Source organism: Variovorax sp. 10L421 (genome assembly GCF_056395365.1).
Genome location: NZ_JBFTJJ010000002.1, coordinates 1 through 23,748, shown reverse-complemented (window position 1 = coordinate 23,748; position 23,748 = coordinate 1). Strand labels below are relative to the sequence as shown.

The window sequence follows — 23,748 nt, the reverse complement described above, 5'->3', positions numbered from 1 at the left end:
CAATCGACCGCCGAACGGCATCGTTCGGCGGTTTCGCTTTATGGAGAACCAAACATGGCCACCATTCCAATCACCAAGCGCGGTGCCGAAAAGCTGCGCGCCGAACTTCACCAGCTCAAGACGGTGGACCGTCCCTGGGTCATCAACGCCATCTCCGAAGCGCGTGCCCAGGGCGACCTGAGCGAGAACGCCGAATACGAAGTCGCCAAAGACCGCCAGGGCTTCATCGAAGGCCGCATCCAGGAGGTCGAAGGCAAGCTGTCGGCCGCGCAGATCATCGATCCCAGCGAGCTCGATGCCGGTGGCAAGGTGGTGTTCGGCTCCACCGTGGAGCTCGAAGAGGAAGAGACCGGCGACGCGGTGAAGTATCAGATCGTTGGTGAAGACGAAGCCGACCTCAAGCTCGGCCTGATCAACATTTCCAGCCCGATCGCGCGTGCGCTGATCGGCAAGGAAGAAGGCGACACCGCCGAAGTGCAGGCGCCCGGCGGACTCAAGCGCTACGAGATCGTGGCCGTTCGCTACCTCTGATTCTTCGACCCGTGAAAGACCGCATTGCGCTGATGCTGGCCGCCTTCTGGTGGGGTAGCCTCACCACGATCGGCTTCCTGGTGGTGCCGATGCTGTTCGCGAAGCTGGGCAATCCATCGGTGGCGGGCAACTTCGCCGGCCAGTTGTTCGAGGCGCAGAGCTGGATCGCAATTGCCTGCGGACTGATCCTGCTGATCCATTTCAGGTCCAAGGCCGACGAGCGCATGGACGGGCCGGCGATGACGGCGATCTTCTTCATCCTGGGGGCGCTGTTGCTGGCGCTGCTTCAGCAGTACGCCGTGGCGCCGCGCATCCTGGCGCGCGAGAACCTCAAGTTGTGGCACGCCGTGGGCACCGGCATGTACTTCGTGCAGTGGCTGTGTACCGGCGTGCTGCTATGGCGCATGGGCGCCCGCAAGCCGGGCTGAAGTGCAGAGGCGGCAATTGCCGCCTCGTGCCTCTCACTCTTTCCAATACTTGGCGACCCAGCCCGCAGGCCGGATGTACCGGAAGGCCCGGTTGCGGCGGCCTGCCAGCGCATCCGGCGGGTTGCACTCGCCATGGAACACCATGATGCGCGCGCCCTCGGGCACGAAGGGCTCTTCCCAGTAGTTGGTCGGCCAGGTCGGGATGCCGTGGTACTTGAAGCTCGGGCACCAGGCGTCAGGCCAGTAGGCCAGCTTGCCCTGCTTGTGGAGCACGTCGGAGAGGTAAGCCTGCTCGTTGCGGTACTCGGCCTGGACCTTGTCCATGTTGGCGCGGAAATACGCCAGCACGTCGGCATGGGCGCCCAACTCGAAACGGTAGACCGACGAATTGCCGGTGACCCGCTCGCGTCGCCAGGGGCGGGCGTAGTCGTGAATGATCAGGAATTCGCCGGGCTGTTCGAAGAAGGCGTCCAGGCTGCCGACGACCACCACGTCGAGGTCGAGGAAGAGGGCGGTGCCGCGCAGGCCGTGCAGGTCCTGCTCGAAGGTCGTGAGCTTCTTCCAGGCGCCATCGCGCTGGCCCGGGGCCAGGTGCAGATTGAGGGGCGGGATCGGCAGGCACGTCACCTCGGGGTGGATGCCGTTGCCGTCGTCGGTCAGGCACACGAACTTGAAGTCGCCGCGGAGGTTGCGGCGCACCATCGCGTAGAGCCGGTTGACGTATTCGGGGCCGTATTTCGTGCCCCATTTCATGCAGAGGATGTGGCGCTGGGCGCCTTGCGCTGCCACCAAGCTCAGTCCGCCTGGTTGCGCTTCTTGGCCGACAGCGGCCGCTTTGCCTTGGCGCGCTTGATGGTGCCGCCGGGGGTGAGGCGCTGATTGCCGAGCACACGCAGGGTCTTGATTTCGGGGCGCTGGCCGCCGCGCTTGCTGTACTTGACGATCTTGACGTCGCGCGGGCCGGGCATGCGGTCTTCATCGACCACGCGTTCCTTTTCGGGCTTCGGGCGCCACAGCACCAGCAGCTTGCCGATGTGCTGGATCGGGGCCGCGCCGAGTTCGTCGGACAGCTCTCGCAGCATGGCGTCGCGGGCGAGGCGGTCGTCGGAAAAGACCCGGACCTTGATCAAGCCATGGGCCTTGAGCGCCGCATCGGCCTCTTTTTTTACGGCAGGGGTGAGCCCGTCTCCACCGACCATGACGATCGGATCCAGGTGGTGAGCTTCGGCGCGGTGCACCTTGCGCTCGGCAGGGGTAAGTTGAATGGCGGGCATCCCCGTATTATCGACGCGTACACGAAGACCTTCATGAGCACCAAAGCCAAAAGCAAAAAAGTCAACAAGGCGTGGCTGCACGACCATATCAACGACCCCTACGTGAAACTCGCCGCCAAGGAGGGTTATCGCGCACGCGCCGCCTACAAGCTCAAGGAGATCGACGAGTCGCTTGGGCTCGTCAAGCCGGGGCAGCTGGTGGTGGACCTAGGTTCTACCCCGGGCGCCTGGAGCCAGTACCTGCGCCGGCGCATGTCGCCCGGCGGGGCGGCGGCCGGCGAGCTCAACGGCACCATCGTTTCGCTCGACATCCTGCCGATGGAGCCCATCGAGGGCGTGACCTTCCTGCAGGGGGATTTCCGCGAAGACGCGCTGCTGCAACAGTTGCTGGGCGTGCTGGCGGGCCGAAAGGCCGACCTGGTGGTGTCGGACATGGCGCCCAACCTGTCAGGCATCCATTCGGCCGACGCCGCCCGCGTGGCTCACCTGATCGAGCTTGCGATCGACTTCGCCCAGCACCATCTGAAGCCTGAAGGAGCGCTGGTGGCCAAGTTGTTCCACGGCAGCGGCTACGACGACCTGGTGAAGCTTTTCAAGGCGAATTTCCGCATCGTCAAGCCTTTCAAGCCCAAGGCATCGCGGGACAAATCGGCTGAAACCTTCCTGGTCGGCGTGGGCCTCAAGGCCTCGGATACGCCTTGATACCTTGCTGCGCAGGGGCGCGTCCGGGGCACAAACCCATGCCAGCCTATCGCCGCATTAGGGAAATGCCCGCTTTTCGCAGCTTGAAAAGCCTAAAATGGGTCGCAATTGCGTACCCATAGCGCGTTTTTCATCTGTCTGTCACGCGCTTTAGCCTGGAGCTTCGTTTGAACAATCAGTGGTTTTCCAAAGTTGCCGTATGGCTCGTCATTGCCATGGTGTTGTTCACTGTGTTCAAGCAGTTCGACACCCGCGGCAGCGTCGGTTCGGGGACAGTCAGCTATTCCGAGTTCCTGGACCAGGTCCGGAACAATCAGGTCAAGAGCGCCATCATTCCTGAAGGCGCTGCCGGCGGTGAAATCGTCGCCGTCACCAACGACGATCGCAAGATCCGCACGACCGCCACGGTGCTCGACCGCGGCCTCGTGGGCGATCTGATCGACCACAACGTCAAGTTCGACGTCAAGCCGCGCGAAGAGGGCTCGCTCCTCATGACGCTGCTGGTCAGCTGGGGGCCGATGCTGCTGCTGATCGGCGTCTGGATCTACTTCATGCGACAGATGCAGGGCGGCGGCAAGGGCGGGGCGTTCAGCTTCGGCAAGAGCAAGGCCCGCATGATGGACGAGAACAACAACACGGTCACTTTTGCCGACGTCGCGGGCTGCGACGAGGCCAAGGAAGAGGTCCGTGAAGTGGTCGACTTCCTGAAAGACCCGCAACGCTTCCAGAAGCTCGGCGGTCGCATTCCGCGTGGTCTGCTGCTGGTCGGTCCCCCAGGCACCGGCAAGACGCTGCTGGCCAAGTCGATCGCCGGTGAAGCCAAGGTGCCTTTCTTCTCGATCTCGGGTTCCGACTTCGTTGAAATGTTCGTCGGCGTCGGCGCCGCCCGTGTCCGCGACATGTTCGAGAACGCCAAGAAGAACGCGCCCTGCATCATCTTCATCGACGAAATCGATGCGGTGGGCCGTCAGCGCGGCGCCGGTCTCGGCGGCGGCAACGACGAGCGGGAGCAAACCCTCAATCAGATGCTGGTCGAGATGGACGGTTTCGAAACCAACCTCGGCGTGATCGTGGTGGCTGCCACCAACCGCCCCGACATCCTGGACGCCGCTTTGCTGCGTCCCGGCCGCTTCGACCGCCAGGTCTACGTCACGCTGCCCGACATCCGCGGCCGCGAGCAGATCCTCGGCGTGCACATGCGCAAGGTCCCGCTGGGCCAGGACGTGAACCCGAGCGTGATCGCCCGCGGCACGCCCGGCATGTCGGGTGCCGACCTGGCCAACCTCTGCAACGAAGCCGCCCTGATGGCCGCACGCCGCAATGCGCGCGTGGTCGAGATGCAGGACTTCGAGAAGGCCAAGGACAAGATCTTCATGGGCCCCGAGCGCAAGAGCATGGTCATGCCCGAGGAAGAGCGCCGCAACACGGCCTACCACGAGTCCGGCCACGCCCTCATCGGCAAGCTGCTGCCCAAGTGCGACCCGGTCCACAAGGTCACGATCATTCCGCGCGGCCGTGCCCTCGGCGTGACCATGAGCCTGCCTTCGCAGGACCGCTACAGCTACGACCGCGAATACATGCTCAACCAGATCAGCATGCTGTTCGGCGGCCGCATCGCCGAGGAAGTGTTCATGCACCAGATGACCACGGGCGCCAGCAACGACTTCGAGCGCGCGACCTCCATTGCCCGCGACATGGTCACGCGCTACGGCATGACCGATGCGCTGGGCCCGATGGTCTACGCCGAGAACGAAGGCGAAGTGTTTCTGGGCCGCTCGGTCACCAAGACCACGAACATGAGCGAACAGACCATGGAAAAGGTCGACAGCGAGGTGCGCCGCATCATCGACGAGCAGTACGCCCTGGCGCGTCGCCTGATCGAAGAGAACAGCGACAAGATGCACGCCATGGCCAAGGCGCTGCTCGAATGGGAAACCATCGACAGCGAACAGCTCGACGACATCATGGCCGGCCGTGCGCCGCGCCCGCCCAAGGATTGGACGCCGCGCATCCCGCCTTCGGGCAGTGGCGGCAGCGGCGGCACGCCGGCGGTCAATCCCGACCCGGCGCCCACTGCGGCTTGAAGTGGACTTGGCAGCAAGCAACAACGGGGCCTCTGGCCCCGTTTTCCATGGAGAGGTCTGGCAGACCTCACGCTTTCGCATCGACCTCGCGCAGCCGCGCGTGATGGGCATCGTCAACGTCACGCCCGACTCCTTCTCCGATGGCGGTGCCCACGCTTCCACCGGCAGCGCGCTGAAGCACTGCGAGCAGCTGCTGAAGGAGGGCGCCGACATCCTCGACATCGGCGGTGAATCGACCCGCCCAGGGAGCCCCGCGGTGCCGCTCGAGGCCGAGCTGGCACGCGTGCTGCCCGTGGTGCGCGAGGCAGTGAAGCTGAACGCGCCGATCTCCATCGACACCTACAAGCCCGAGGTCATGCGCGCCGTGCTCGATCTGGGCGCTGACATCGTCAACGACATCTGGGCGCTGCGCCAGCCGGGCGCGCGCGAAGCCGTCTCGGCGCACCCTTCGTGCGGCATCTGCCTGATGCACATGCATCGGGACCCGCAGACCATGCAGGCCGTGCCCATGGCGGGCGACGTGATCCCGGCAGTGCTGTCTTTCCTCGGGGAGCAGGCGCAACTTCTTCGTGCGGCGGGAGTCGATTCTTCGCGCATCATGCTCGACCCCGGCGTTGGGTTCGGCAAGACCGTGATGCAGAATTTCGCCTTGCTGGCGCGCCAGCGCGAGTTGCTCGCCGGCGGTTACCCGCTGCTGCTGGGCTGGTCGCGCAAGTCGTCCATCGGCGCCGTCACGGGCATCGAGGCGGCGGGCGAGCGCATGGTACCCAGCGTCGCCGCGGCGGTGCTGGCCGTGGACCGCGGCGCGGCCGTGGTGCGCGTGCATGACATGCGCGACACAGTGGCCGCCCTCGCCGTGTGGCGAGCAATGAAGGCGACACAAGAACCACAACAAAGAAAAGAGGAAACCACATGACCCGCAAATATTTCGGCACCGACGGCATCCGCGGCACTGTCGGCCAGGCGCCCATCACGCCCGATTTCGTGCTGCGCCTCGCACATGCCGTGGGCCGCGTGCTCAAGAGAACCCAGGCGCGTCCCACGGTGCTGATCGGCAAGGACACGCGCATCTCGGGCTACATGCTTGAGTCGGCGCTCGAGTCGGGCTTCAATTCGGCGGGCGTCGATGTGGTGCTGCTCGGCCCGTTGCCGACGCCCGGCGTGGCGTACCTCACGCGCGCCCAGCGCGCGAGCCTGGGCGTGGTGATCAGCGCGAGCCACAACGCCTACCCCGATAACGGCATCAAGTTCTTCAGCGCGCAGGGCACCAAGCTCGACGACGCCTGGGAACTGGCTGTCGAGGCGGCATTGGAGGAAGCGCCGGTATGGGCAGCCTCCGCCGACCTGGGCAAGGCCCGCCGCCTCAACGACGCGCCGGGGCGCTACATCGAGTTCTGCAAGAGCACCTTCGCCAACGACCTGACCCTGCGCGACATGAAGCTGGTCGTCGACGCGGCGCACGGCGCGGCGTATCAGGTCGCGCCCAACGTGTTCCACGAACTGGGTGCGGAGGTCAGCAGCATCGGCGTTTCGCCCGACGGGCTCAACATCAACAAGGGCTTCGGCGCCACGCATCCACAGGCCTTGGTGACCGCGGTGACGACGCAGCAGGCCGACTATGGCATCGCCCTCGACGGCGACGCCGACCGCCTGCAGCTGGTGGATGCCAGCGGGCGCCTGTTCAATGGCGACGAGCTGCTCTACCTCATGGTGGCCGAGCGCATCGCGCGCGGCGAGAAGCCGGCGGGCGTGGTCGGCACGCTCATGACCAACAAGGCCGTCGAAGTGGCGCTGCGCGGGCAGGGCATCGAGTTCGTGCGTGCCAAGGTCGGCGACCGCTACGTGCTCGAAGAGCTGGACAAGCGCGGCTGGCTGCTGGGCGGCGAAGGTTCCGGCCATCTGCTGGCGCTCGATCGCCACACCACGGGCGATGGCATCGTGAGCGCACTGCAGGTGCTGCAGGCCTGCGTGCGCAGCGGCAAGACAGTGGCGCAGCTGCTCGAAGGCGTCACGCTGTTCCCGCAGACGCTGATCAACGTGCGCCTGTCTCCGGACCAGGACTGGAAGTCCAACAAGGCGCTCGCGAGCGAAACCCAGCGCATCGAGGCGGAACTTGGCGACAGCGGCCGCGTGCTGATCCGTGCGAGCGGCACCGAGCCGCTGGTGCGGGTGATGGTCGAGGCGCGCGATGCGGCACAAGCCGACTCGTACGCCCAGCGCCTGGCGGCCACGCTGGGCTGATCGGCGCGCATCGCATGTCGACGCCTGGCCACGCCGCGATCGCGACCCTGATCGCCGACTATCGCAATCCCGCGCACGCCGAGGCTGTCGTGTCCCTGCTGGACAGCTATGCCCGCGATCCGGCTGGTGGCGGCACGCCGCTCGACGCGGCCGTGCGCGAAGCCTTGCCTGCGGCGCTGGCAGCGCGCCCGCAGGCCTTCAGCGTGCTGGCCTACGACGGTGAGCGGGCCGTGGGCCTCATCAACTGCATCGAAGGCTTCTCGACCTTTGCCTGCGAGCCGCTGGTGAACGTGCACGATGTGGTCGTGCTGGCCGGCCATCGCGGGCAGCGCGTGGCGCAGAAGATGTTCGCTCAGGTGGAGCAGGAGGCGCGCAGGCGCGGCGCCTGCAAGCTCACGCTCGAAGTGCTGTCGGGCAACGCGCCCGCGCTGCGCGCCTATGAACGCGACGGGTTCGTGAGCTATCAGCTCGATCCGGCGTTCGGCAGGGCCGTCTTCCTGCAGAAGAAGCTCTGAAAAGAAAAAGGGCCGAGGCGTACCTGTCGCCGTCGGCCCTCACCCCAACCCTCTCCCCCGGGAAGAGGGGCAAGTCAGATCAGAAACGTGTTACCGGCATTTCGGCATCGCCCGCCTTGGTCGGGGCGTACTTGCCCAGCTCCCACTTGGCGATTGCATTGCGGTGCACTTCGTCCGGGCCGTCCGCAAAGCGCAGCGTGCGCGCACCGGCATAGGCGGCCGCAAGCGGGAAGTCGTCGCACATGCCGCCGCCGCCGTGGACCTGCATGGCCCAGTCGATCACCTGGCAGGCCATCGACGGCGCCACCACCTTGATCATGGCGATCTCGTTCTTGGCGACCTTGTTGCCGGCCACGTCCATCAGCCAGGCGGCCTTCAGCGTGAGCAGGCGAGCCATGTCGATCTTGCAGCGGGCTTCGGCGATGCGTTCCTGCGTCACGGTCTGCGAGGCCACGGTCTTGCCGAAGGCCACGCGCGACGAGGCGCGCTTGCACATCAGTTCGAGCGCGCGCTCGGCCAGGCCGATCAGGCGCATGCAGTGGTGGATGCGTCCAGGGCCGAGGCGGCCCTGGGCGATTTCGAAGCCACGGCCTTCGCCGAGCAGAATGTTGTTGACGGGCACGCGCACGTTCTCGAAGTACATCTCGACGTGGCCGTGCGGCGCATCGTCGTAGCCCATCACGTTCAGCGGGCGCACGATGCGGATGCCCTTGGCATCGGCCGGCACGATGACCATGCTCTGCTGCGAGTGGCGCGGCGCATCGGGGTCGCTCTTGCCCATGGTGATGAAGACGGCGCAGCGCGGGTCGGCCGCACCCGAAATCCACCATTTGTGACCGTTGATCACGTATTCGTCGCCCTGGCGTTCGATGCGCGTGGCGATGTTGGTGGCATCGCTCGATGCCACTTCGGGCTCGGTCATCGCGAAGGCCGAGCGAATCTGACCTTCGAGCAACGGCTTGAGCCAGCGGGCCTTGATTTCTTCCGAGCCGTAGCGCGCGATGGTCTCCATGTTGCCGGTGTCGGGCGCCGAGCAGTTGAAGGCTTCACTCGCCCATGGCACCGCGCCCATGATCTCGGCCAGCGGGGCGTATTCCTGGTTGGTCAGCCCCGCGCCTTCATAGCCCGAGGCGGCGGCGCTGTCGACCGGCAGGAACAGGTTCCACAGGCCCTGGGCCTTGGCCTTTTCCTTGAGCTTCTCGACGGTCTTGAGAGCCGACCAGCGCTTGCCGGCGACCGTGTTGGCGGCCAGTTCGGCGTGGTACTCGGCTTCGGCCGGATAGATGTGGTCGTCCATGAATGCCTGGACGCGTTTCTGCAGGTCTTTGGTCTTGGCCGAGTATTCGAAATCCATCTTCGTCTCCTGGTGGGTGTGGGGCGGCTTATGCCTTTTGGGCAAACTGCCAGGCCATTTCGGCCATGGGGCGGGCGCCGCGGGCCGAAGCCACGGCTTGCTCGCTCGACGCGGTGCCGGCCTCGACCCGCTTGGCAATGCCTTGCAGGATCGCGGCCATGCGGAACAGGTTGTAGGCCTGGTAGAAATTCCAGTCGGGCGCCAGCGCCTCGGGTGTGCTGATGCGGGTGCGTTCGCAATAACGGCGGATGTATTCGCTCTCGGTGGGAATCCCCAGCGCGGCGACGTCCACACCGCCGATGCCGCGGCCCGTGGTGGGCGGCATGTGCCAGGACATGCAGTGGTAGCTGAAGTCCGCCAGCGGGTGGCCCAGCGTGGAGAGTTCCCAGTCGAGCACCGCGATGATCCGCGGCTCGGTGGCGTGGAACATCACGTTGTCGAGGCGATAGTCGCCATGGACGATCGACACCTTGCTCTCGTCGCGCGCGCTCGCCGGCATGTGGGCGGGCAGCCAGTCGATCAGGCGCTCCATGGCCTCGATGGGCTGGGAGAGTTCGCCGGTGCCGTCGGCCGAGGCCTTGTACTGCTTGCTCCAGCGGCCGATCTGGCGCTCGAAGTAGTTGCCGGGCTTGCCGTAGCCGGCCAGGCCGCGGGCGGCGAAGTCGACCGTGTGCAGCGCCGCGATGACGCGGTTCATCTCGTCGTAGTGGGCCGCGCGTTCGGCATTGCTGAAGCCGGGCAGCGACTGGTCCCACAGCACGCGGCCCTGCATGAACTCCATGACGTAGAAGGCGCGGCCGATGATGGCCTCGTCTTCGCACAGGCAGTACATGCGTGGCACGGGCACATCGGTGCCGGCCAGGCCGCTCATCACCTTGAACTCGCGCTCTACCGCGTGGGCCGAGGGCAGCAGCTTGGCGACCGGACCCGGCTTGGCGCGCATCACATAGCTTTGCGACGGCGTGACGAGCTTGTAGGTCGGGTTCGACTGGCCGCCCTTGAACATCTCGACCGCGAGCGGACCCTTGAACCCCTCGAGGTTCTTCTCGAGCCAGGCCGCGAGCGCGTCGACGTCGAAAGCGTGCTGTTGCGAGACGGCACGGGTGCCGATGAAGTTGGAGAAGTCCTGGCTCATGTCTGCGTCTGGCTTTTCAGTTCTCGGCTTCGGAAATGCGCCTCAAGGCTGCGCGGTCCAGCACGACCAGGCCGCCCTGTTCGATGCGGATGCTGCCCTCGCGCTCCATGGTCTTGAGTTCCTGGTTGACCCGCTGGCGCGATGCGCCCAGCAGCTGCGCCAGCTCTTCCTGCGCCAGCTGCAGGCCGATGCGCATCTGGTTGCCGTCTTCCAGGTTCGGCACGCCGTAGCTGCGCACGAGGTGAATGAGCTGCTTGGCCAGCCGTGCCCGCAGGGGCAGGGTGTTGAGGTCTTCCACCAGCCCGAACAGCGTGCGGATGCGGCGTGCCTGCAGCCGCATCAGCGCCTCGTACAACTCCACGTGCGAGGCCAGGATCTTCTGGAAGTCGGCGCGCGCCACGCACAGGATCGTGGTGTCGCCGTGCGAGTAGGAATCGTGCGTGCGCCGGTCCCCGTCGAACATCGCCACGTCGCCGAACCAGATGCCCGGCTCCACGTAGGTCAGCGTCACCTGCTTGCCGGAGACGGCCGTCGAACTCACGCGCACCGCGCCCTTGGCACAGGCGATCCAGTGTTCGGGAGGATCGCCGCGGGCAGCGATCAGGTCGCCGTCCTTGTAGCGTTTGACGAAGGCGCATCGGAGGATGTCGTGCCGTAGCGATGGAGATAGGGAAGAAAACCAGCGACCACTATTGATCGCTTCACGTTCTTCGATGGTAAGAATGGGGTCGTCCATTGGTCTGTCCTCTCGGCGACTGGAATGCTGGTGGGTGTCACGGGAGCGACGCCGTTTGGCGTTACTCGTACTGCGGCGGCTTCTTTTCGAGGAACGCGGCGATGCCGATGCCTGCGTTCGCATGGTGCAGGTTGCGCACGAAGTGGTCGCGCTCCTGCGAGAGCTGCGTGGCCAGCGTGGCGCCTCGCGCCTCGCTGAGCAGTTCCTTGATGCTGGCCAGCGAGTTCGGCGCGCGTGCATTGAGCTTCGCGGCCAGCGCCAGCGCACCTGCGAGCGCCTGGCCGTTTTCCGTGAGTTCGTTGACCAGGCCGAGCGCATGCAGACGCGGTGCGCCGATGCGCTCGCCGTTCATGAGCCATTCGCTCGCCAGCTGGCGCGGCAACTGCTGTCCCAGGTGCCAGCTCAGGCCGCCGTCGGGCGACAGCGCCACGTTGCTGTACGAGGCCGCGAACACCGCGTCACGGGCCGACACGACGAAGTCGCAAGCCAGCGCGAGCGAGAAGCCGGCACCGGCAGCCGCGCCTTCGACCGCTGCGATGACCGGCTTGGGAAAGGTGCGGATCGAATCGATCCAGTTGTGCAGGCCCTCGATGCTCTCGGCCTGCACCGAGCGGTCGAGCTGCCGGTTGGCCARCAGCCGCTGCAGCGAGCCGCCGGCGCAGAACCATGCACCTTCGCCCACGATGACGACACTGCGGATCTCGGCGCTGTTCTCGGCGCCGTTGAGCGCCTCGATGCCCGCGGCATAGATTTCCGGACCCAGTGCGTTGCGCTGGGTGGGGTTTGCGATCGTCAGCACCATGGTGCTGCCTTCGCTTGTGCTCTTGAGTTCGGCGGTCATGTCTGTCTATTCTTCTTCGTGCAGCAGGCTCAGGCCCAGCGCGCCGCGCCGGCGCAGCCACGGGCTCGGGCGATAGCGCGGGTCGCCGTAGACCGTCTGCAGGTTGAACAGCACTTCGAGCATGTTGGTCGGGCCGTAGAGGTTGCCCATGGCGAGCGGCCCGCGCGGATAGCCGAGACCCAGCTGCACCGCGGTTTCGAGGTCGGCCGGCGTGCACACGCGCTGCTGGCACATGTCGGTGGCGATGTTGACGATGGTGCCGATCACGCGTTGCGTGACGAAGCCGCCGCTGTCGCGGATCACGCTCACGGCCTTGCCGTCGCGCGCGAAGAGGGCGTGCGCGGCATCGCGGATGTCGCGGCGGGTGGCGGGGTTGGTGGCGAGCACGCGGCGCTTGGTGGCGGCGTCATCGATCAGCATGTCGATGCCGATGGTGCGCGTGGCGTCCAGGCGTTCGACCGCGGCGACCGTGGTCACGTCGAAGCCTAGCGGTGCGACCAGGATCAGCGAATGCGGCGCGGCCGCGGCACCGCTGTCGATCTGCGCGCCCAGCGTGTTCACCAGGCGCAGCAACTCGGCGCGGCGTGCTGCGCGCGGCGACACCCAGACCGAAGGCGTGCCCTCGACCACCGGCGGCGGCGCCTCGGGCGTCTGCTGCATCACGCCGTCGTTGTAGCGGTAGAAGCCCTCGTTGGTCTTGCGACCCAGCACGCCGGCTGCCAGGCGCTGCGCGGTGATCACGCTCGGGCGGAAGCGCGGCTCCTCGAAATACTGGTGGTAGATCGACTCCATCACTGGATGCGACACGTCGAGAGCCGTCAGGTCCAGCAGCTCGAACGGGCCCAGGCGAAAGCCCGCCTGGTCCTTGAGGATGCGGTCGATGGTCGCAAAGTCGGTCACTCCTTCGCCGACGATGCGCAGCGCCTCGGTGCCATAGCCGCGGCCCGCGTGGTTGACGATGAAGCCCGGCGTGTCCTGTGCCTGCACGGCGCTGTGGCCCATCTGCACCGCGTAGCCGGCCAGTTGCTTGCAGACTTCGGGCGCGGTCTTGAAGCCCGCGACCACCTCGACCACCTTCATCAACGGCACGGGGTTGAAGAAGTGGAAGCCCGCGAAGCGCTCCGGGTGCTTGAGGCCGGCGGCGATGGCCGTCACCGAGAGCGACGAGGTGTTGGTGACCAGCGTGGCGGCCTCGCTCACCGAGCCTTCGAGCTCGCGGAACAGCTTGCGCTTGACTTCGAGGTCTTCGATGACCGCTTCGATCACCAGGTCGCAGCCGGCCAGAGCCTGGATGCTGTCGATCGCCTTGACGCGGGCGATCTGGGCATCGCGCGTGGCGGCGTCGATCTTGTTCTTCTCGTGCAGCTTGTTCCATTGCGCAACGAGGGCCTCGCGGCCGCGCTCGGCGGCGCCTGCGAAACTGTCGAGCAGCAGCACTTCGCTGCCTGCCTGGGCGGCGATCTGTGCGATGCCGCGACCCATGGCGCCTGCGCCGATGACGCCGATTCGGGTGTAGTTCACTGTCATTTGCTGGAGATTGATGCTGACGAAGACTCTGATTTTGCAGCCCCGTGCGGGTGGGGCGTGACGGGTTTAACGCGGGGGCGCGCTTTCAGGCCGCCCGGCGGCTGCGATCGATGGCCACGCTGAGCGATATGGCGACCAGCAGCAGGCCAAAACCGACCCAGCTCATCCATGCCCCGGCATCGTTGGCAAGCAGCCAGCCGCCGACCGCGGCGCCCACGGCCTGCCCGGTATAGATGCCGGAGCTGTTGAGCGCCACGGAGCCTGGTGCGAGGGCCGGCGCCAGACCCACCAGACGGGCCTGCTGGGCCGAGTTGGCGGAGAAGCAGCCCAACCCCCACGGAACGAGCACGACAGCCAGCCAGGCGAGCGTGGAGGCCAGCGGCCACAGCAGCAGGCTCGAGGCGATCAGCACGGTGGTAATCAGCACCATGCGGCCGGCGCCCACACGGTCGATGAAGCGGCTGACCATCATGTTGCCGACCAGCCCGCAGGCGCCGAACAGCGCCCACATCACGCTCAGCGTGGTGGCGTCCGCGCCGAAGCCTTGCTTGAGGACCGGGCCGAAATAACTGAACAGCACGAACTGGCCGGCCCCCTGCAGCGCCGTGACCGAAACGATGCCCATCAGCACCGGGCTGCGCAGCACGCGCGACCATGCTTCGGCGGTCAGAGCGGCGGGGCGGACGCCGTTCGGCAAGGTGAGCCAGACCGCTGTCGCGCTTGCGACACTGAGCGCCGCAATGGCCAGGAAGGCCATGCGCCAGCCCAGGTGGCCGCCGATCAGCGCGCCGATGGGCAGGCCCAGCACCGAGGCCATGGACCAGCCCAGGAAGACGAAAGTGACGGCGCGTCCGCGCTGCTCCGGCGGCACCAGCATGCCGGCGCAGGCCGCGGCCTGGGGCGTGAAGATGGCTGGAGCGACCACCGTGAGCATGCGCACCGGCAGCAGGGCGCCGAAGCTCGGCATCAGCGCGCAGAGGATGTGGCCCGCGGCGTACCAGAGCAGGCTGAGCGCCAGCAATTGGCGGCGGTCCCAGCCCGCGACCGCCGCAGCCAGCAGCGGTGCGCCGACGCACATCACTGCCGCTGCGGCCGTGATCAGCTGGCCCGCGGTGGCGGCCGTGACCGAAAGCGAGGTGCTGATTTCATTGAGCGTGCCGGGCACCACCATCACGCCCGTGCCGATCACGAAATTGCCGGCGAGCAGCGCCCAGAGTGCACCCCGGGGCGCCGGCCGGTTCACCGGCGAACCTGCAGCGCGCCGGGATTCACGATGTTCGTCGGGTTGCCGTTGATGTAGCTCACCACGTTGTCGAACGCCTGACCGAAGTAGCTCTCGTAGCTCTCCTGCTCGACGTAACCGATGTGCGGCGTACAGATGCAGTTCTCGAGCCGTAGCAACGCATGGCCTTGCAGCGGCGGCTCGCTCTCGAACACGTCGATGGCGGCCAGCCCGGGGCGGCCGCGGTTGAGCGCGGCGAGCAGGGCGTCGGCTTCGACCAGTTCGGCGCGCGAAGTGTTGACGAACAGCGCCGTCGGCTTCATGCGCGAGAGATCTTCCAGCGTGATGAGGCCGTTGGTCTCTTCGTTGAGCCGCAGATGCACCGACAGCACGTCGGCCGCGGCAAAGAACTCGTGGCGGTTCTGTGCGACCTGGAAGCCGTCGGAGCGGGCCTTGGCGCAACTGGCTTCACGGCCCCAGATCACGACCTGCATCCCGAAAGCCTGTCCATAGCGCGCCACCAGTTGGCCGATGCGGCCATAACCCCAGATGCACAGCGTCTTGCCCTTGAGCACCGAGCCGATCCCGAAGTTGGGCGGCATCGAGGCCGACTTGAGCCCCGACTGCTGCCACGCGCCGTGCTTGAGGTTGCTGATGTACTGCGGCAGCCGGCGCATGGCGGCCATGATGAGCGCCCAGGTGAGCTCAGCAGGCGCCTGCGGCGAGCCCGAGCCCTCCGCGACCGCGACGCCACGTTCCGTGCAGGCAGTAACGTCGATGTGCCCGGCGACACGCCCCGTCTGCGAGATGAGCTTGAGCTTCGGCAGCTTTTCGATCAGCTGGCGCGAGATCTGGGTGCGCTCGCGGATCAGCACGATCACGTCGGCATCCTTGAGGCGAACCGAAAGCTGCCCGATACCCTTCACCGTATTGGTATAGACCTTGGCCGCGTACGCGTCCAGCTTGGCGGCGCAGCGCAGTTTGCGCACGGCGTCCTGGTAATCGTCGAGGATCACAATGTTCATGGCGTGCCATTGTGCCTCGCAGCATTGGAATGTCGTGCCAGTGAACGTTTGGATACCCACCCCACAGCCGCTCGCAGGGGTGTTCTGGCTCAGTGAAGGCGGGTCGAACGAGGGGCCGCGGCCGCGGTCTCGGCGGTTTCGAGTGCGGCCAGCCGGTCGAGTTCGGCGCAGACATCGGCCATGCGGCCCGAGATCACGACGCGGTTGCTGCGCTGCTGGCCCATGCCGTCGACCACGCGAACCACGCGCAACGGACGCGCCGGCGCGGCGCTGGCTGCTGTGGGTGTTGCACCGCCGCCGGCGCGGGCGGTGCAGGCAGGGCGCACCGCCACGTAGCGAAGTCCGGTCGAGGATTCGGCAGCGTCGAGGCGATCCCTGCGGCGAGGACGGTGTGCCGGCATCAGGCGGCTGGCCAGCGATTGCAGCGGCATCCAGAAATCAGCGATGGCGAGGAGGGCGATTCCCATGTGAACTCCAAAAAAGTATGAGGTTGAACACAGGCAGGATTTCTTGAGTCGGCTGCGACAGGGTGATGGCGACTCTTCGCCATACGCCCGCCACCTGTCGCTGCCGGATGGGGTGCTGCAAAAAGCAGGCCGCGGGGCCTACATCAGCATGGTGTTGCGGATGAGCCCGACTGCGAGGCCTTCGATTTCGAAGGGCTCGCCGGGCTGGACGATGATGGTCGGGTAGTCGGGGTTCTCGGCGTGCAGCTCGATGACCTGCTTGTTGCGCTTCAGGCGCTTGACGGTCACTTCGTCGCCCAGGCGCGCAACCACGATCTGGCCATTGCGCGCTTCCTTGGTGGCCTGCACCGCGAGCAGGTCGCCGTCCATGATGCCGGCGTCGCGCATCGACATGCCGCGCACCTTGAGCAGGTAGTCGGGCTGGCGCTGGAACAGCGTGTTCTCGACGTAGTAGGTCTGGTCGACGTGCTCCTGCGCGAGGATGGGCGAGCCGGCTGCGACGCGGCCGATGAGCGGCAATGCCAGTTGGGCCATGCCGGGCAGCGAGAGCGAGAACTGGCCACCTTCGCGGTGGCGTGTTTCATTGAGCGAACGCAGGGCGTCGCCCTTGAGGCGGATGCCGCGCGAGGTGCCGCTCACGAGCTCGATGACACCCTTGCGCGCCAGCGCCTGCAAATGCTCTTCGGCGGCGTTGGCCGACTTGAACCCGAGCTCGGTGGCGATTTCGGCGCGCGTGGGCGGCGCACCGGTGCGTGCTATGGCGCTCTGGATCAGGTCCAGGATCTGCTGCTGGCGGGCTGTAAGCTTCACGGCGAACTGCATATGTGGTTCCTTGCGGCACTGGCTAGATATCCAGTAGCTGTATTTTTAACCAGTTTTTAAAAGTTGACAAGCTATGGTCAATTCCTCTTCGCCTGAATCGCGCCGCCGTGTCGTGGTTTTGGGCACGGGCGGCACCATTGCCGGCCGGGCCGCCAGTAGCGGCGACAACATCGGCTACACCGCGGGACAGGTCGGCGTGGCCGACCTGTTGGGCGGCATCGAGGCGCCTGAGGGCGTGTTGCTGGAAGCGGAGCAGGTCGCGCAGGTGGACAGCAAGGACATGTCGTTCGCCATCTGGCAGCAACTGGCCCGGCGCAGTGCGCACTGGCTGGCGCAGGCCGACGTGGCAGGCGTCGTGATCACGCACGGCACCGACACGCTCGAAGAGACCGCATTCTTCCTGCACTCGGTGCTGGCGCCCTCCAAGCCCGTGGTACTGACCTGCGCGATGCGCCCGGCGACCGCGCTGGCGCCCGACGGACCACAGAACGTGCGCGACGCCATCAGCGTTGCCGCGACGCAGGGCGCGCGAGGCGTAGCGGTGGTGTGCGCCGGCACGATCCACAGCGGCATCGACATCCAGAAGGTGCACACCTATCGGCCTGACGCCTTTGCTTCAGGCGATGCTGGGCCCGTCGGTTATGTCGAGGAAGGGGAGGTTCGCCTTGTCCGGTCTTGGCCGGAAGGCGCTGCATCACACGCGTCGAAGGTCTTCCTGGAGGCTGCGGTTCAGTGGCCCCGCGTCGAGATCGTCATGAGCCATGCCGGCGCCAGCGGTGCTGTGATCGATGCGCTGCTGCAGTTCGGCGGTGCCGATCCCGTGCGAGGACTGGTGCTTGCCGCCACTGGCAACGGCACCCTGCACCACGCGCTGGAAGCGGCTGCGCTCAAGGCGCAGGACGCAGGCGTTGCGGTTGTTCGCGCCACGCGTTGCGCCAACGGGCGCATCCTGCCGAAGGCCGGGGACGAGCTGCGCGATGCTGGCGCATTGACGCCCGTGAAGGCGCGCATCGCGCTGATGCTGGAACTGCTGGGGTGAAAGCAAAACCGCCCCGTACAGGGGCGGTTGGGAGGATCAGCTGTTCAGGGCAGCCAATGCACGTTGCGTGATTTCGTCCACCGTGCCCACACCCTTGATGGCGCGGTATTTCGGGGCGGCGGCCGGGTCGGCCTCGGCCCAGGCCGAGTAGTAGTCGACCAGCGGACGCGTCTGCTGGCTGTACACGTCGAGCCGTTTGCGCACGGTTTCTTCCTTGTCGTCCTCGCGCTGAATCAGTTCCTCGCCGGTCACGTCGTCCTTGCCTTCAACCTTGGGCGGATTGAACTTGACGTGATAGGTGCGGCCCGAGGCCGGGTGCGAGCGGCGGCCGCTCATGCGTTCGATGATGTCGCCGAAGGGCACGTCGATCTCGAGCACGTAGTCGAGCTTGACCCCCGCTGCCTTCATGGCATCGGCCTGGGGAATGGTGCGGGGAAAGCCGTCGAACAGGAAGCCGCCGGCGCAATCGGGTTGCGCAATGCGTTCCTTCACAAGATTGATGATCAGGTCATCGCTGACCAGTGCGCCGGCGTCCATGACGGCCTTGGCCTGCAGGCCGAGCGGCGTGCCGGCCTTGACGGCGGCGCGCAGCATGTCGCCGGTCGAGATTTGGGGAATGCTGTATTTCTGGCAGATGAAAGCCGCTTGCGTGCCTTTGCCCGCCCCGGGCGCGCCCAGCAAAATTAGTCTCATGGTTTCCTCGGACGGTTCTTGGATTTTGTGTCGCACCAAGCGTCGGCCCCAGGGCTGGGCTAGGCGGAGTTGCTTCGAGGATAGCACGCGTGCCCGCGAAGAATTTCCGCTGCCGGGCAGGCTGCGGAGCGTCTCAGGCGGGGGGTGCGGCGGCAAAGACGGCACGCACGCGCGCCAGATCTTCGGGCGTGTCGATGCCCGGTCCGGGGGCGACATGGCTCACATGCACCGCGATGCGATGGCCGTGCCATAGCGCGCGCAGCTGTTCGAGTGCTTCGGTGGCCTCGACAGGCGCCGGCGGCAGCGACGGAAACTTCCGCACGAAGCCCGCGCGATAGCCGTAGATGCCGATGTGGCGCAGCGGGGCGGGCGTGGGCAGCACCGCGGGGGCCGCGCCGTTTGCGGAGCCGTCGCGCCACCACGGGATCGGTGCGCGGCTGAAGTACATGGCGTTGCCTTGCGTGTCGAGCACGGCCTTCACCACGTTGGGGTTCATGAAGTCGCCGATCGAGTCGATCTCGTGGGCCGCTGTGCTCATCGCTGCTTCCGCATGGGTGGCCAGCGTTGATGCCACGGCGTCGATCAGCGCGGGATCGATCAGTGGCTCGTCGCCCTGTACGTTGACAACGATGTCGTCGCCGTCCAGGCCAAGCTGCTCACAGGCTTCGGCCAGCCGGTCGGTGCCGCTGGGGTGGTCCTGGCGCGTCAGGATGGCTTCGACGCCGTGCGCCTTGCACGCCGCAACGATCGAAGGATCGTCGCCGGCGACCACCACACGCGCCGCGCTGGATTCGCCGGCGCGCTGCGCCACGCGCACCACCATAGGCAAGCCAGCGATGTCGGCCAGCGGTTTGTTGGGAAGCCGTGTCGACGCCAGGCGCGCCGGCACCAGAACGGTGAAGCTCACAGCCCGAGCTCTTCGTCGGAGAGCGTGCGCGCTTCGTTCTCGAGCAGCACTGGAATGCCGTCGCGCACCGGATAGGCGAGGCGCGCGCTGCGCGAGCAGAGCTCCTGCTTCTCGGGGTTCCAGGTTAGCGGACCCTTGGTGACGGGGCAGACGAGCAGTTCAAGCAGCTTGGTATCCATCGAGCGATGATAGCTTTGCGTCGAGTGCGGTGAAGAATTCCGGCGAGGGCGCGAAGTGCAATGGCACTGCCAGCGCATCGGGCGCCTTGCGCCACACCTTGACGGCATCTTTTTCCGTGCAGACGATGGTGCGTTCGGTGGCGGCAGGGCGCTGCCAACTCCCGAAGTCAAAGTGGTCGGGCAGTGCGATGGTTTCGGCGAGCATCAGGCCGCGTGCGCGCAGCATGTCGAAGAAGGCCTCCGGCCGCGCAATGGCTGCCAGTGCCACCAGGGGCCGGCCTGCAAGGGTTGCCAGGGGCACGCGTTGTCCGCTGCCGGTCAAGGCGTCGTATGCGAGCGCGCGGGTAGCGGTGTAGCCGCCGGCGAACGCGGGCCGTGCGCCGCTGTGCAACACCAGATCGCATGGCCGCGGCCAGGCTTCGCGCAACGGGCCTGCAGGCAGTCGCCAGCCGTTGCCGATGCCGCGGTCGTCGAACACGCAGATCTCGATATCGCGACCCAGTGCCAGATGCTGCAGGCCGTCGTCGCTCACGACGACCTGCGTGGCCGGGTGGCTGGCGAGCAGGGCGCGCGCCGCATCGATGCGTTTGCGCGCCACGAACACCGGCGCCTTCGTGGCATGGTGAATCAGCGCAGGTTCGTCGCCGACATCCTGTGGATCGCTGTCGCCGAGCACCTCGCGGCAATCGTCGGTGCGCCGGCCGTAGCCGCGCGACACCACGCCGACCGTCAGTCCTCGCGCCTGCAGATGCTGGACGACGGCCATCACGACCGGTGTTTTCCCCGCTCCACCCGCGATCACGTTGCCGACCACGATCACCGGGACGGGCACCCGCTCGGTCCGCAGCCATCCCAGCCGATAGAGCCAGCCCCGCACCGCGAAGAGCGCGGCATATAGCAACGACAATGGCCACAGCAGGCAAGCCAGCGGGCCTCGGCGCAGCCAGGCACGCTGCAGCCGCGAGGCGGACGGCGAACCCGCCTTGCTGCTGCTGCGGCCGTCGGAAGGCACTCAGTGCCCGGCTTGTGCCGTCGACTGGGCGGCGAAGGTGATCTGCATCATGCCGGCGCGGCGCGCGGCCTCCATCACCGTCACCACGGCCTGGTGCGGGCTGGTCGCGTCGGCGCTGATGATCACCACGCTGTCCTTGCCGCCGGTGGCCGCGGCGGCGAGGGCTGCCGTCACGGTTTCCACGCTGCGGTCGGCCACCGGGCTCTTGTTGATCGAGTAGCGGCCGTCGGCCGACACCGCCACGATCACTTCCTTCGGATAGTCACGCTGCGCGTCGACGTCTGCCGTCGGCAACCTCAGCTGCATTTCGGTGAACTTGCTGTAGGTGGTCGACAGCATCAGGAAGATGAGGATCACCAGCAGCACGTCGATGAACGGGATCAGGTTGATCTCCGGCTCGTCGCGCGCACCATGGCGGAACTGCATGCGGGCGCGGGTCATGACAAGCCTCCGCCGGGCCGCCCCAAGGAGGCGGCGGCCCCCTCGGGGGGCAGCGCAGCACACGCAGTGGCAAGCGTGGGGGTCATCATTTGCGCAGTGCGTTCAGGTGGCGGGCGAAGCGCTCGCCGGACAGTTCGAGGTTCAGCAGGTATTCGTCGACGCGGCTGCGGAAGTAGCGCCAGAAGATCAGCGTCGGAATGGCCACGATCAGGCCGAAGGCCGTGTTGTAGAGCGCGATCGAGATGCCGTGCGCCAGCTGGGCAGGATTACCCGAGCCGACAGCGCCGCTGCCCGGCGACTGCGAACCGAAGATCTCGATCATGCCGATCACCGTGCCCAGCAACCCCAGCAGCGGGGCTGCCGAGGCGATGGTGGCCAGCGCCGGCAGGTAGCGCTCCAGCTTGTGCGCCACCGTGCGGCCCGAGGCCTCCATGGCGRCACGCAGATCGTCTTCGGTACAGCGCGGGTTGGCGTTCAGCGCACGCAGGCCGGCGGCCAGCACCTGGCCGAGCATCGAGTTGCGTTCAAGTTTGGTCACGATGTCCGGGCCGGGAATGGCCCCGTGCGACACGGTGATGGTTTCGTCGAGCAGCTTCGGCGGAAGTACCCTCACGGTCTTCAGACTCGTGAAACGTTCTATAACCAGCGCGAGCGCAATGACCGAACAAGCGAGCAAGGGCCAGATTGGCCAACCCGCGGCAACTATGATGGAAAACAAGAAAAAATCCTCCGGCCCGTAGACTGCAAATGCGCGGCGATTATCCACCGAGCCCACCATCGGCACGCACCTTGTTTTTGTGTCGGCAAGGACGCACAGATTCTGTGGATAACTTTGTGATTAACCTGCTACGCAACTCGTCCGGGCCCGCATGGGGCGGCCTTTCTGCTAGATCGACTGAATTTTGAGCAGCACTTTTTTTAATGAAATCAACGGCTTGCACGAGAAACCGTGCGTTTGCCTCGCTCCAGGGGCTGACGCGGGGCCGCATGCGGCCTGTTGTGGACGAGTGGCATCTGGCCGAGCGTGCATTCTGTGAACTTGCGTGAATCGAACTCCGCGCCGGGGCCGCGCGTCTGGGCCGTCGGCGCGTTGTGCCGGGCGGTGGCCGACGCACTCGACGCGCGCTTCAATCCGGTCGCGGTGCGGGGCGAAATTTCCGGCTTCTCGCGAGCCTCAAGCGGACATTGTTACTTCTCGCTCAAGGACGAGTCCGGCCAGCTGCGCTGCGCGATGTTCCGCCGCGCTGCCGGTTTGCTCGACTTTTCGCCGCGCGATGGCGATCAGGTCGAAGTGCGTGGGCGCCTTGCGGTGTATGAGCCTCGCGGCGATCTGCAACTGGTGGTCGAGAGCTTGCGGCGGGCCGGGCAGGGCGCCCTGTTCGAGCAGTTCATGCAGCGCAAGGCACGCCTGGAAGCCGAAGGCCTGTTCGATCCAGCGCGCAAGCGGGCGTTGCCGGCCATGCCGCGGGCGGTCGGCATCGTCACGTCGTTGGGCGCGGCGGCCTTGCACGATGTAGTGACGGCGCTGCGAAGGCGTGTTCCGCACATCCCGGTCGTGCTCGCACCGGCGGCAGTGCAGGGAGTCGGCGCACCAGCCGAGCTGGTGCGGGCGTTGCAGTCGCTCTACCGCCTCGAACCTGCCGTCGACGTGATCCTGCTGGTGCGTGGCGGTGGCTCCATCGAAGACCTTTGGGCTTTCAACGACGAGACGCTGGCGCGCACCATCGTGCAGAGCCCGGTGCCGCTGATCAGCGGCGTGGGCCACGAAACCGACTTCACCATCGCCGATTTCTGCGCCGACCTGCGCGCGCCCACGCCCACGGCCGCGGCAGAACTGGTGAGCGCGCCGCGCGACCTGTGGCTCGGTGCACTCGATCTGCTCGACGAGCGGCTCGGCGATGCGCTGGATGGGCGCCTCGACGCGCTCGGGCAGCGCATCGACCAAGCCGCGGGACGCCTGGGCCGCCCCTCGAACCTCGTGGCGCGGCAGCAGCTCCGATTGGCGCATCATGCGCAGCGCCTGCGGTATGCGGTGCTGTCGAGACGGGAGCGCCTGTCGCAGACGCCGCGGTCGATCGCGGCCGACTTTCCCTTGCGGCTGGGGCGCGCACTGGTTCAGCGTCGCGAGCGCCTGGAGAGCATGGCCTTGCGTTTGCGGCTGCTCGACCCGGCCCTGGTCTTGCAACGCGGCTATGCGTGGCTGACCGACACAGACGGTCATGCGATCGTCAGCGCAACGCAACTGGCGGCGGGCGACGCCGTCAAGGCGCGGCTTGCTGATGGCGAAGTCGACCTGACCGTCACGCCGGGCGATGCAACGGGCACACGTCCGACGCTGCCTCGCTAATTACTTCCTAGAATCGCTGATTCCTACAACCAACCCGCGAGAAAAAAATCATGGAACATGTGCTCCCACCCCTGCCTTACGCCCTCGACGCACTGGCGCCCGAGTATTCGAAGGAAACCCTCGAATACCACTACGGCAAGCACCACAACGCCTACGTGGTGAACCTCAACAACCTGCAGAAGGGCACCGAGTTCGAATCGATGACGCTCGAGGAGATCGTCAAGAA

Annotated in this window: 26 protein-coding genes and 1 pseudogene; 10 read left to right on the top strand and 17 right to left on the bottom strand. The window is 66.4% G+C overall.

Features of this window, described 5'->3' with window-relative positions; genetic code table 11:
- Positions 1–54: 54 nt before the first annotated feature.
- Together greA and AC1DFC_RS04115 are read left to right on the top strand one after the other, a co-directional pair.
- Complete coding sequence (gene greA, locus AC1DFC_RS04120; RefSeq protein WP_007836973.1) at positions 55–531, top strand: transcription elongation factor GreA; 477 nt, start codon at positions 55–57, stop codon at positions 529–531.
- 11 nt (positions 532–542) lie between these two features.
- Positions 543–959, top strand: coding sequence for a DUF4149 domain-containing protein (locus AC1DFC_RS04115; RefSeq protein ID WP_042674026.1), 417 nt, complete (start codon positions 543–545; stop codon positions 957–959).
- A gap of 33 nt (positions 960–992) precedes the next feature.
- On the opposite strand, the gene AC1DFC_RS04110 is transcribed toward AC1DFC_RS04115, so the two are convergent.
- Positions 993–1,751, bottom strand: a complete 759-nt coding sequence (locus AC1DFC_RS04110) for a hypothetical protein (RefSeq protein WP_007836971.1) — start codon at positions 1,749–1,751, stop codon at positions 993–995.
- A 2-nt stretch (positions 1,752–1,753) separates the two neighbouring features.
- Positions 1,754–2,233: a YhbY family RNA-binding protein gene (locus AC1DFC_RS04105; RefSeq protein WP_042674024.1), complete on the bottom strand. Its 480-nt coding sequence runs from the start codon at positions 2,231–2,233 to the stop codon at positions 1,754–1,756.
- A gap of 33 nt (positions 2,234–2,266) precedes the next feature.
- Between AC1DFC_RS04105 and AC1DFC_RS04100 the strand changes: the two genes are divergently transcribed.
- The 5 genes from AC1DFC_RS04100 (at position 2,267) to AC1DFC_RS04080 (ending at position 7,775) form a co-directional block, all read left to right on the top strand.
- Positions 2,267–2,935, top strand: a complete 669-nt coding sequence (locus AC1DFC_RS04100) for an RlmE family RNA methyltransferase (protein ID WP_413331513.1) — start codon at positions 2,267–2,269, stop codon at positions 2,933–2,935.
- A 167-nt stretch (positions 2,936–3,102) separates the two neighbouring features.
- The gene (ftsH, locus tag AC1DFC_RS04095) at positions 3,103–5,019 is read left to right on the top strand and encodes an ATP-dependent zinc metalloprotease FtsH (RefSeq protein ID WP_007836965.1); all 1,917 of its coding nucleotides are present in this window, start codon (positions 3,103–3,105) and stop codon (positions 5,017–5,019) included.
- A 103-nt stretch (positions 5,020–5,122) separates the two neighbouring features.
- The gene (gene folP / locus AC1DFC_RS04090) at positions 5,123–5,935 is read left to right on the top strand and encodes a dihydropteroate synthase (protein ID WP_413331532.1); all 813 of its coding nucleotides are present in this window, start codon (positions 5,123–5,125) and stop codon (positions 5,933–5,935) included.
- The gene (glmM, locus tag AC1DFC_RS04085) at positions 5,932–7,260 is read left to right on the top strand and encodes a phosphoglucosamine mutase (protein WP_007836960.1); all 1,329 of its coding nucleotides are present in this window, start codon (positions 5,932–5,934) and stop codon (positions 7,258–7,260) included. Before folP ends, glmM begins: the two co-directional genes overlap by 4 nt.
- A 14-nt stretch (positions 7,261–7,274) precedes the next feature.
- A complete protein-coding gene (locus AC1DFC_RS04080; RefSeq protein ID WP_413331512.1) occupies positions 7,275–7,775 on the top strand; it encodes a GNAT family N-acetyltransferase in 501 nt (166 codons plus the stop codon).
- 79 nt (positions 7,776–7,854) lie between these two features.
- Here AC1DFC_RS04080 and AC1DFC_RS04075 read toward each other — a convergent pair whose 3' ends face one another.
- The 9 genes from AC1DFC_RS04075 to lexA all read right to left on the bottom strand — a co-directional run bounded on the left by AC1DFC_RS04075 (position 7,855) and on the right by lexA (position 16,904).
- Positions 7,855–9,129 carry an acyl-CoA dehydrogenase family protein gene (locus AC1DFC_RS04075; RefSeq protein WP_056592700.1) on the bottom strand — a complete coding sequence of 425 codons (1,275 nt, stop codon included), beginning with the start codon at positions 9,127–9,129 and terminating at the stop codon, positions 7,855–7,857.
- A gap of 28 nt (positions 9,130–9,157) precedes the next feature.
- Positions 9,158–10,264 carry a phosphotransferase gene (locus tag AC1DFC_RS04070; RefSeq protein ID WP_413331511.1) on the bottom strand — a complete coding sequence of 369 codons (1,107 nt, stop codon included), beginning with the start codon at positions 10,262–10,264 and terminating at the stop codon, positions 9,158–9,160.
- A 16-nt stretch (positions 10,265–10,280) separates the two neighbouring features.
- Positions 10,281–11,000, bottom strand: a complete 720-nt coding sequence (locus AC1DFC_RS04065) for a Crp/Fnr family transcriptional regulator (protein ID WP_007836955.1) — start codon at positions 10,998–11,000, stop codon at positions 10,281–10,283.
- Positions 11,001–11,061: 61 nt separating this feature from the next.
- Positions 11,062–11,841, bottom strand: a complete 780-nt coding sequence (locus AC1DFC_RS04060; RefSeq protein ID WP_413315790.1) for an oxepin-CoA hydrolase, alternative type — start codon at positions 11,839–11,841, stop codon at positions 11,062–11,064.
- Positions 11,842–11,847: 6 nt separating this feature from the next.
- On the bottom strand, positions 11,848–13,368 hold the full coding sequence (locus AC1DFC_RS04055; protein WP_478178694.1) for a 3-hydroxyacyl-CoA dehydrogenase: 1,521 nt from the start codon (positions 13,366–13,368) through the stop codon (positions 11,848–11,850).
- 85 nt (positions 13,369–13,453) lie between these two features.
- Positions 13,454–14,611: an MFS transporter gene (locus tag AC1DFC_RS04050; RefSeq protein ID WP_007836952.1), complete on the bottom strand. Its 1,158-nt coding sequence runs from the start codon at positions 14,609–14,611 to the stop codon at positions 13,454–13,456.
- On the bottom strand, positions 14,608–15,615 hold the full coding sequence (locus tag AC1DFC_RS04045) for a D-2-hydroxyacid dehydrogenase family protein (RefSeq protein WP_007836951.1): 1,008 nt from the start codon (positions 15,613–15,615) through the stop codon (positions 14,608–14,610). Before AC1DFC_RS04045 ends, AC1DFC_RS04050 begins: the two co-directional genes overlap by 4 nt.
- An 89-nt stretch (positions 15,616–15,704) precedes the next feature.
- On the bottom strand, positions 15,705–16,082 hold the full coding sequence (locus AC1DFC_RS04040) for a hypothetical protein (RefSeq protein ID WP_007836940.1): 378 nt from the start codon (positions 16,080–16,082) through the stop codon (positions 15,705–15,707).
- A 138-nt stretch (positions 16,083–16,220) separates the two neighbouring features.
- A complete protein-coding gene (lexA, locus tag AC1DFC_RS04035) occupies positions 16,221–16,904 on the bottom strand; it encodes a transcriptional repressor LexA (RefSeq protein ID WP_007836939.1) in 684 nt (227 codons plus the stop codon).
- Between the two features lie 73 nt (positions 16,905–16,977).
- Between lexA and AC1DFC_RS04030 the strand changes: the two genes are divergently transcribed.
- Entirely contained in the window at positions 16,978–17,943 is a 966-nt protein-coding gene (locus AC1DFC_RS04030; protein WP_413331509.1) for an asparaginase, read from the top strand.
- Positions 17,944–17,979: 36 nt separating this feature from the next.
- Here AC1DFC_RS04030 and adk read toward each other — a convergent pair whose 3' ends face one another.
- From adk to AC1DFC_RS04000, 6 genes are all read right to left on the bottom strand, one after another.
- A complete protein-coding gene (gene adk / locus AC1DFC_RS04025; RefSeq protein ID WP_413331508.1) occupies positions 17,980–18,636 on the bottom strand; it encodes an adenylate kinase in 657 nt (218 codons plus the stop codon).
- A 133-nt stretch (positions 18,637–18,769) separates the two neighbouring features.
- Positions 18,770–19,543 carry a 3-deoxy-manno-octulosonate cytidylyltransferase gene (kdsB, locus tag AC1DFC_RS04020; protein WP_413313576.1) on the bottom strand — a complete coding sequence of 258 codons (774 nt, stop codon included), beginning with the start codon at positions 19,541–19,543 and terminating at the stop codon, positions 18,770–18,772.
- Positions 19,540–19,722, bottom strand: a complete 183-nt coding sequence (locus tag AC1DFC_RS04015) for a Trm112 family protein (RefSeq protein ID WP_007836935.1) — start codon at positions 19,720–19,722, stop codon at positions 19,540–19,542. Before AC1DFC_RS04015 ends, kdsB begins: the two co-directional genes overlap by 4 nt.
- Positions 19,703–20,734 (bottom strand): tetraacyldisaccharide 4'-kinase, encoded by a 1,032-nt coding sequence (gene lpxK, locus AC1DFC_RS04010; RefSeq protein WP_413331507.1) that lies wholly within the window; start codon positions 20,732–20,734, stop codon positions 19,703–19,705. The genes AC1DFC_RS04015 and lpxK overlap by 20 nt, the downstream gene beginning before the upstream one ends.
- Entirely contained in the window at positions 20,735–21,160 is a 426-nt protein-coding gene (locus AC1DFC_RS04005; RefSeq protein WP_042674034.1) for an ExbD/TolR family protein, read from the bottom strand. It abuts the gene before it with no gap.
- 100 nt (positions 21,161–21,260) lie between these two features.
- Positions 21,261–21,893 carry a MotA/TolQ/ExbB proton channel family protein gene (locus AC1DFC_RS04000; protein WP_478178693.1) on the bottom strand — a complete coding sequence of 211 codons (633 nt, stop codon included), beginning with the start codon at positions 21,891–21,893 and terminating at the stop codon, positions 21,261–21,263.
- A 315-nt stretch (positions 21,894–22,208) separates the two neighbouring features.
- On the opposite strand from AC1DFC_RS04000, the gene xseA reads away from it, so the two are divergent.
- Complete coding sequence (xseA, locus tag AC1DFC_RS03995) at positions 22,209–23,522, top strand: exodeoxyribonuclease VII large subunit (RefSeq protein WP_413331531.1); 1,314 nt, start codon at positions 22,209–22,211, stop codon at positions 23,520–23,522.
- 50 nt (positions 23,523–23,572) lie between these two features.
- A pseudogene (locus tag AC1DFC_RS03990) lies at positions 23,573–23,748 on the top strand (superoxide dismutase [Fe]); the annotation flags it as partial.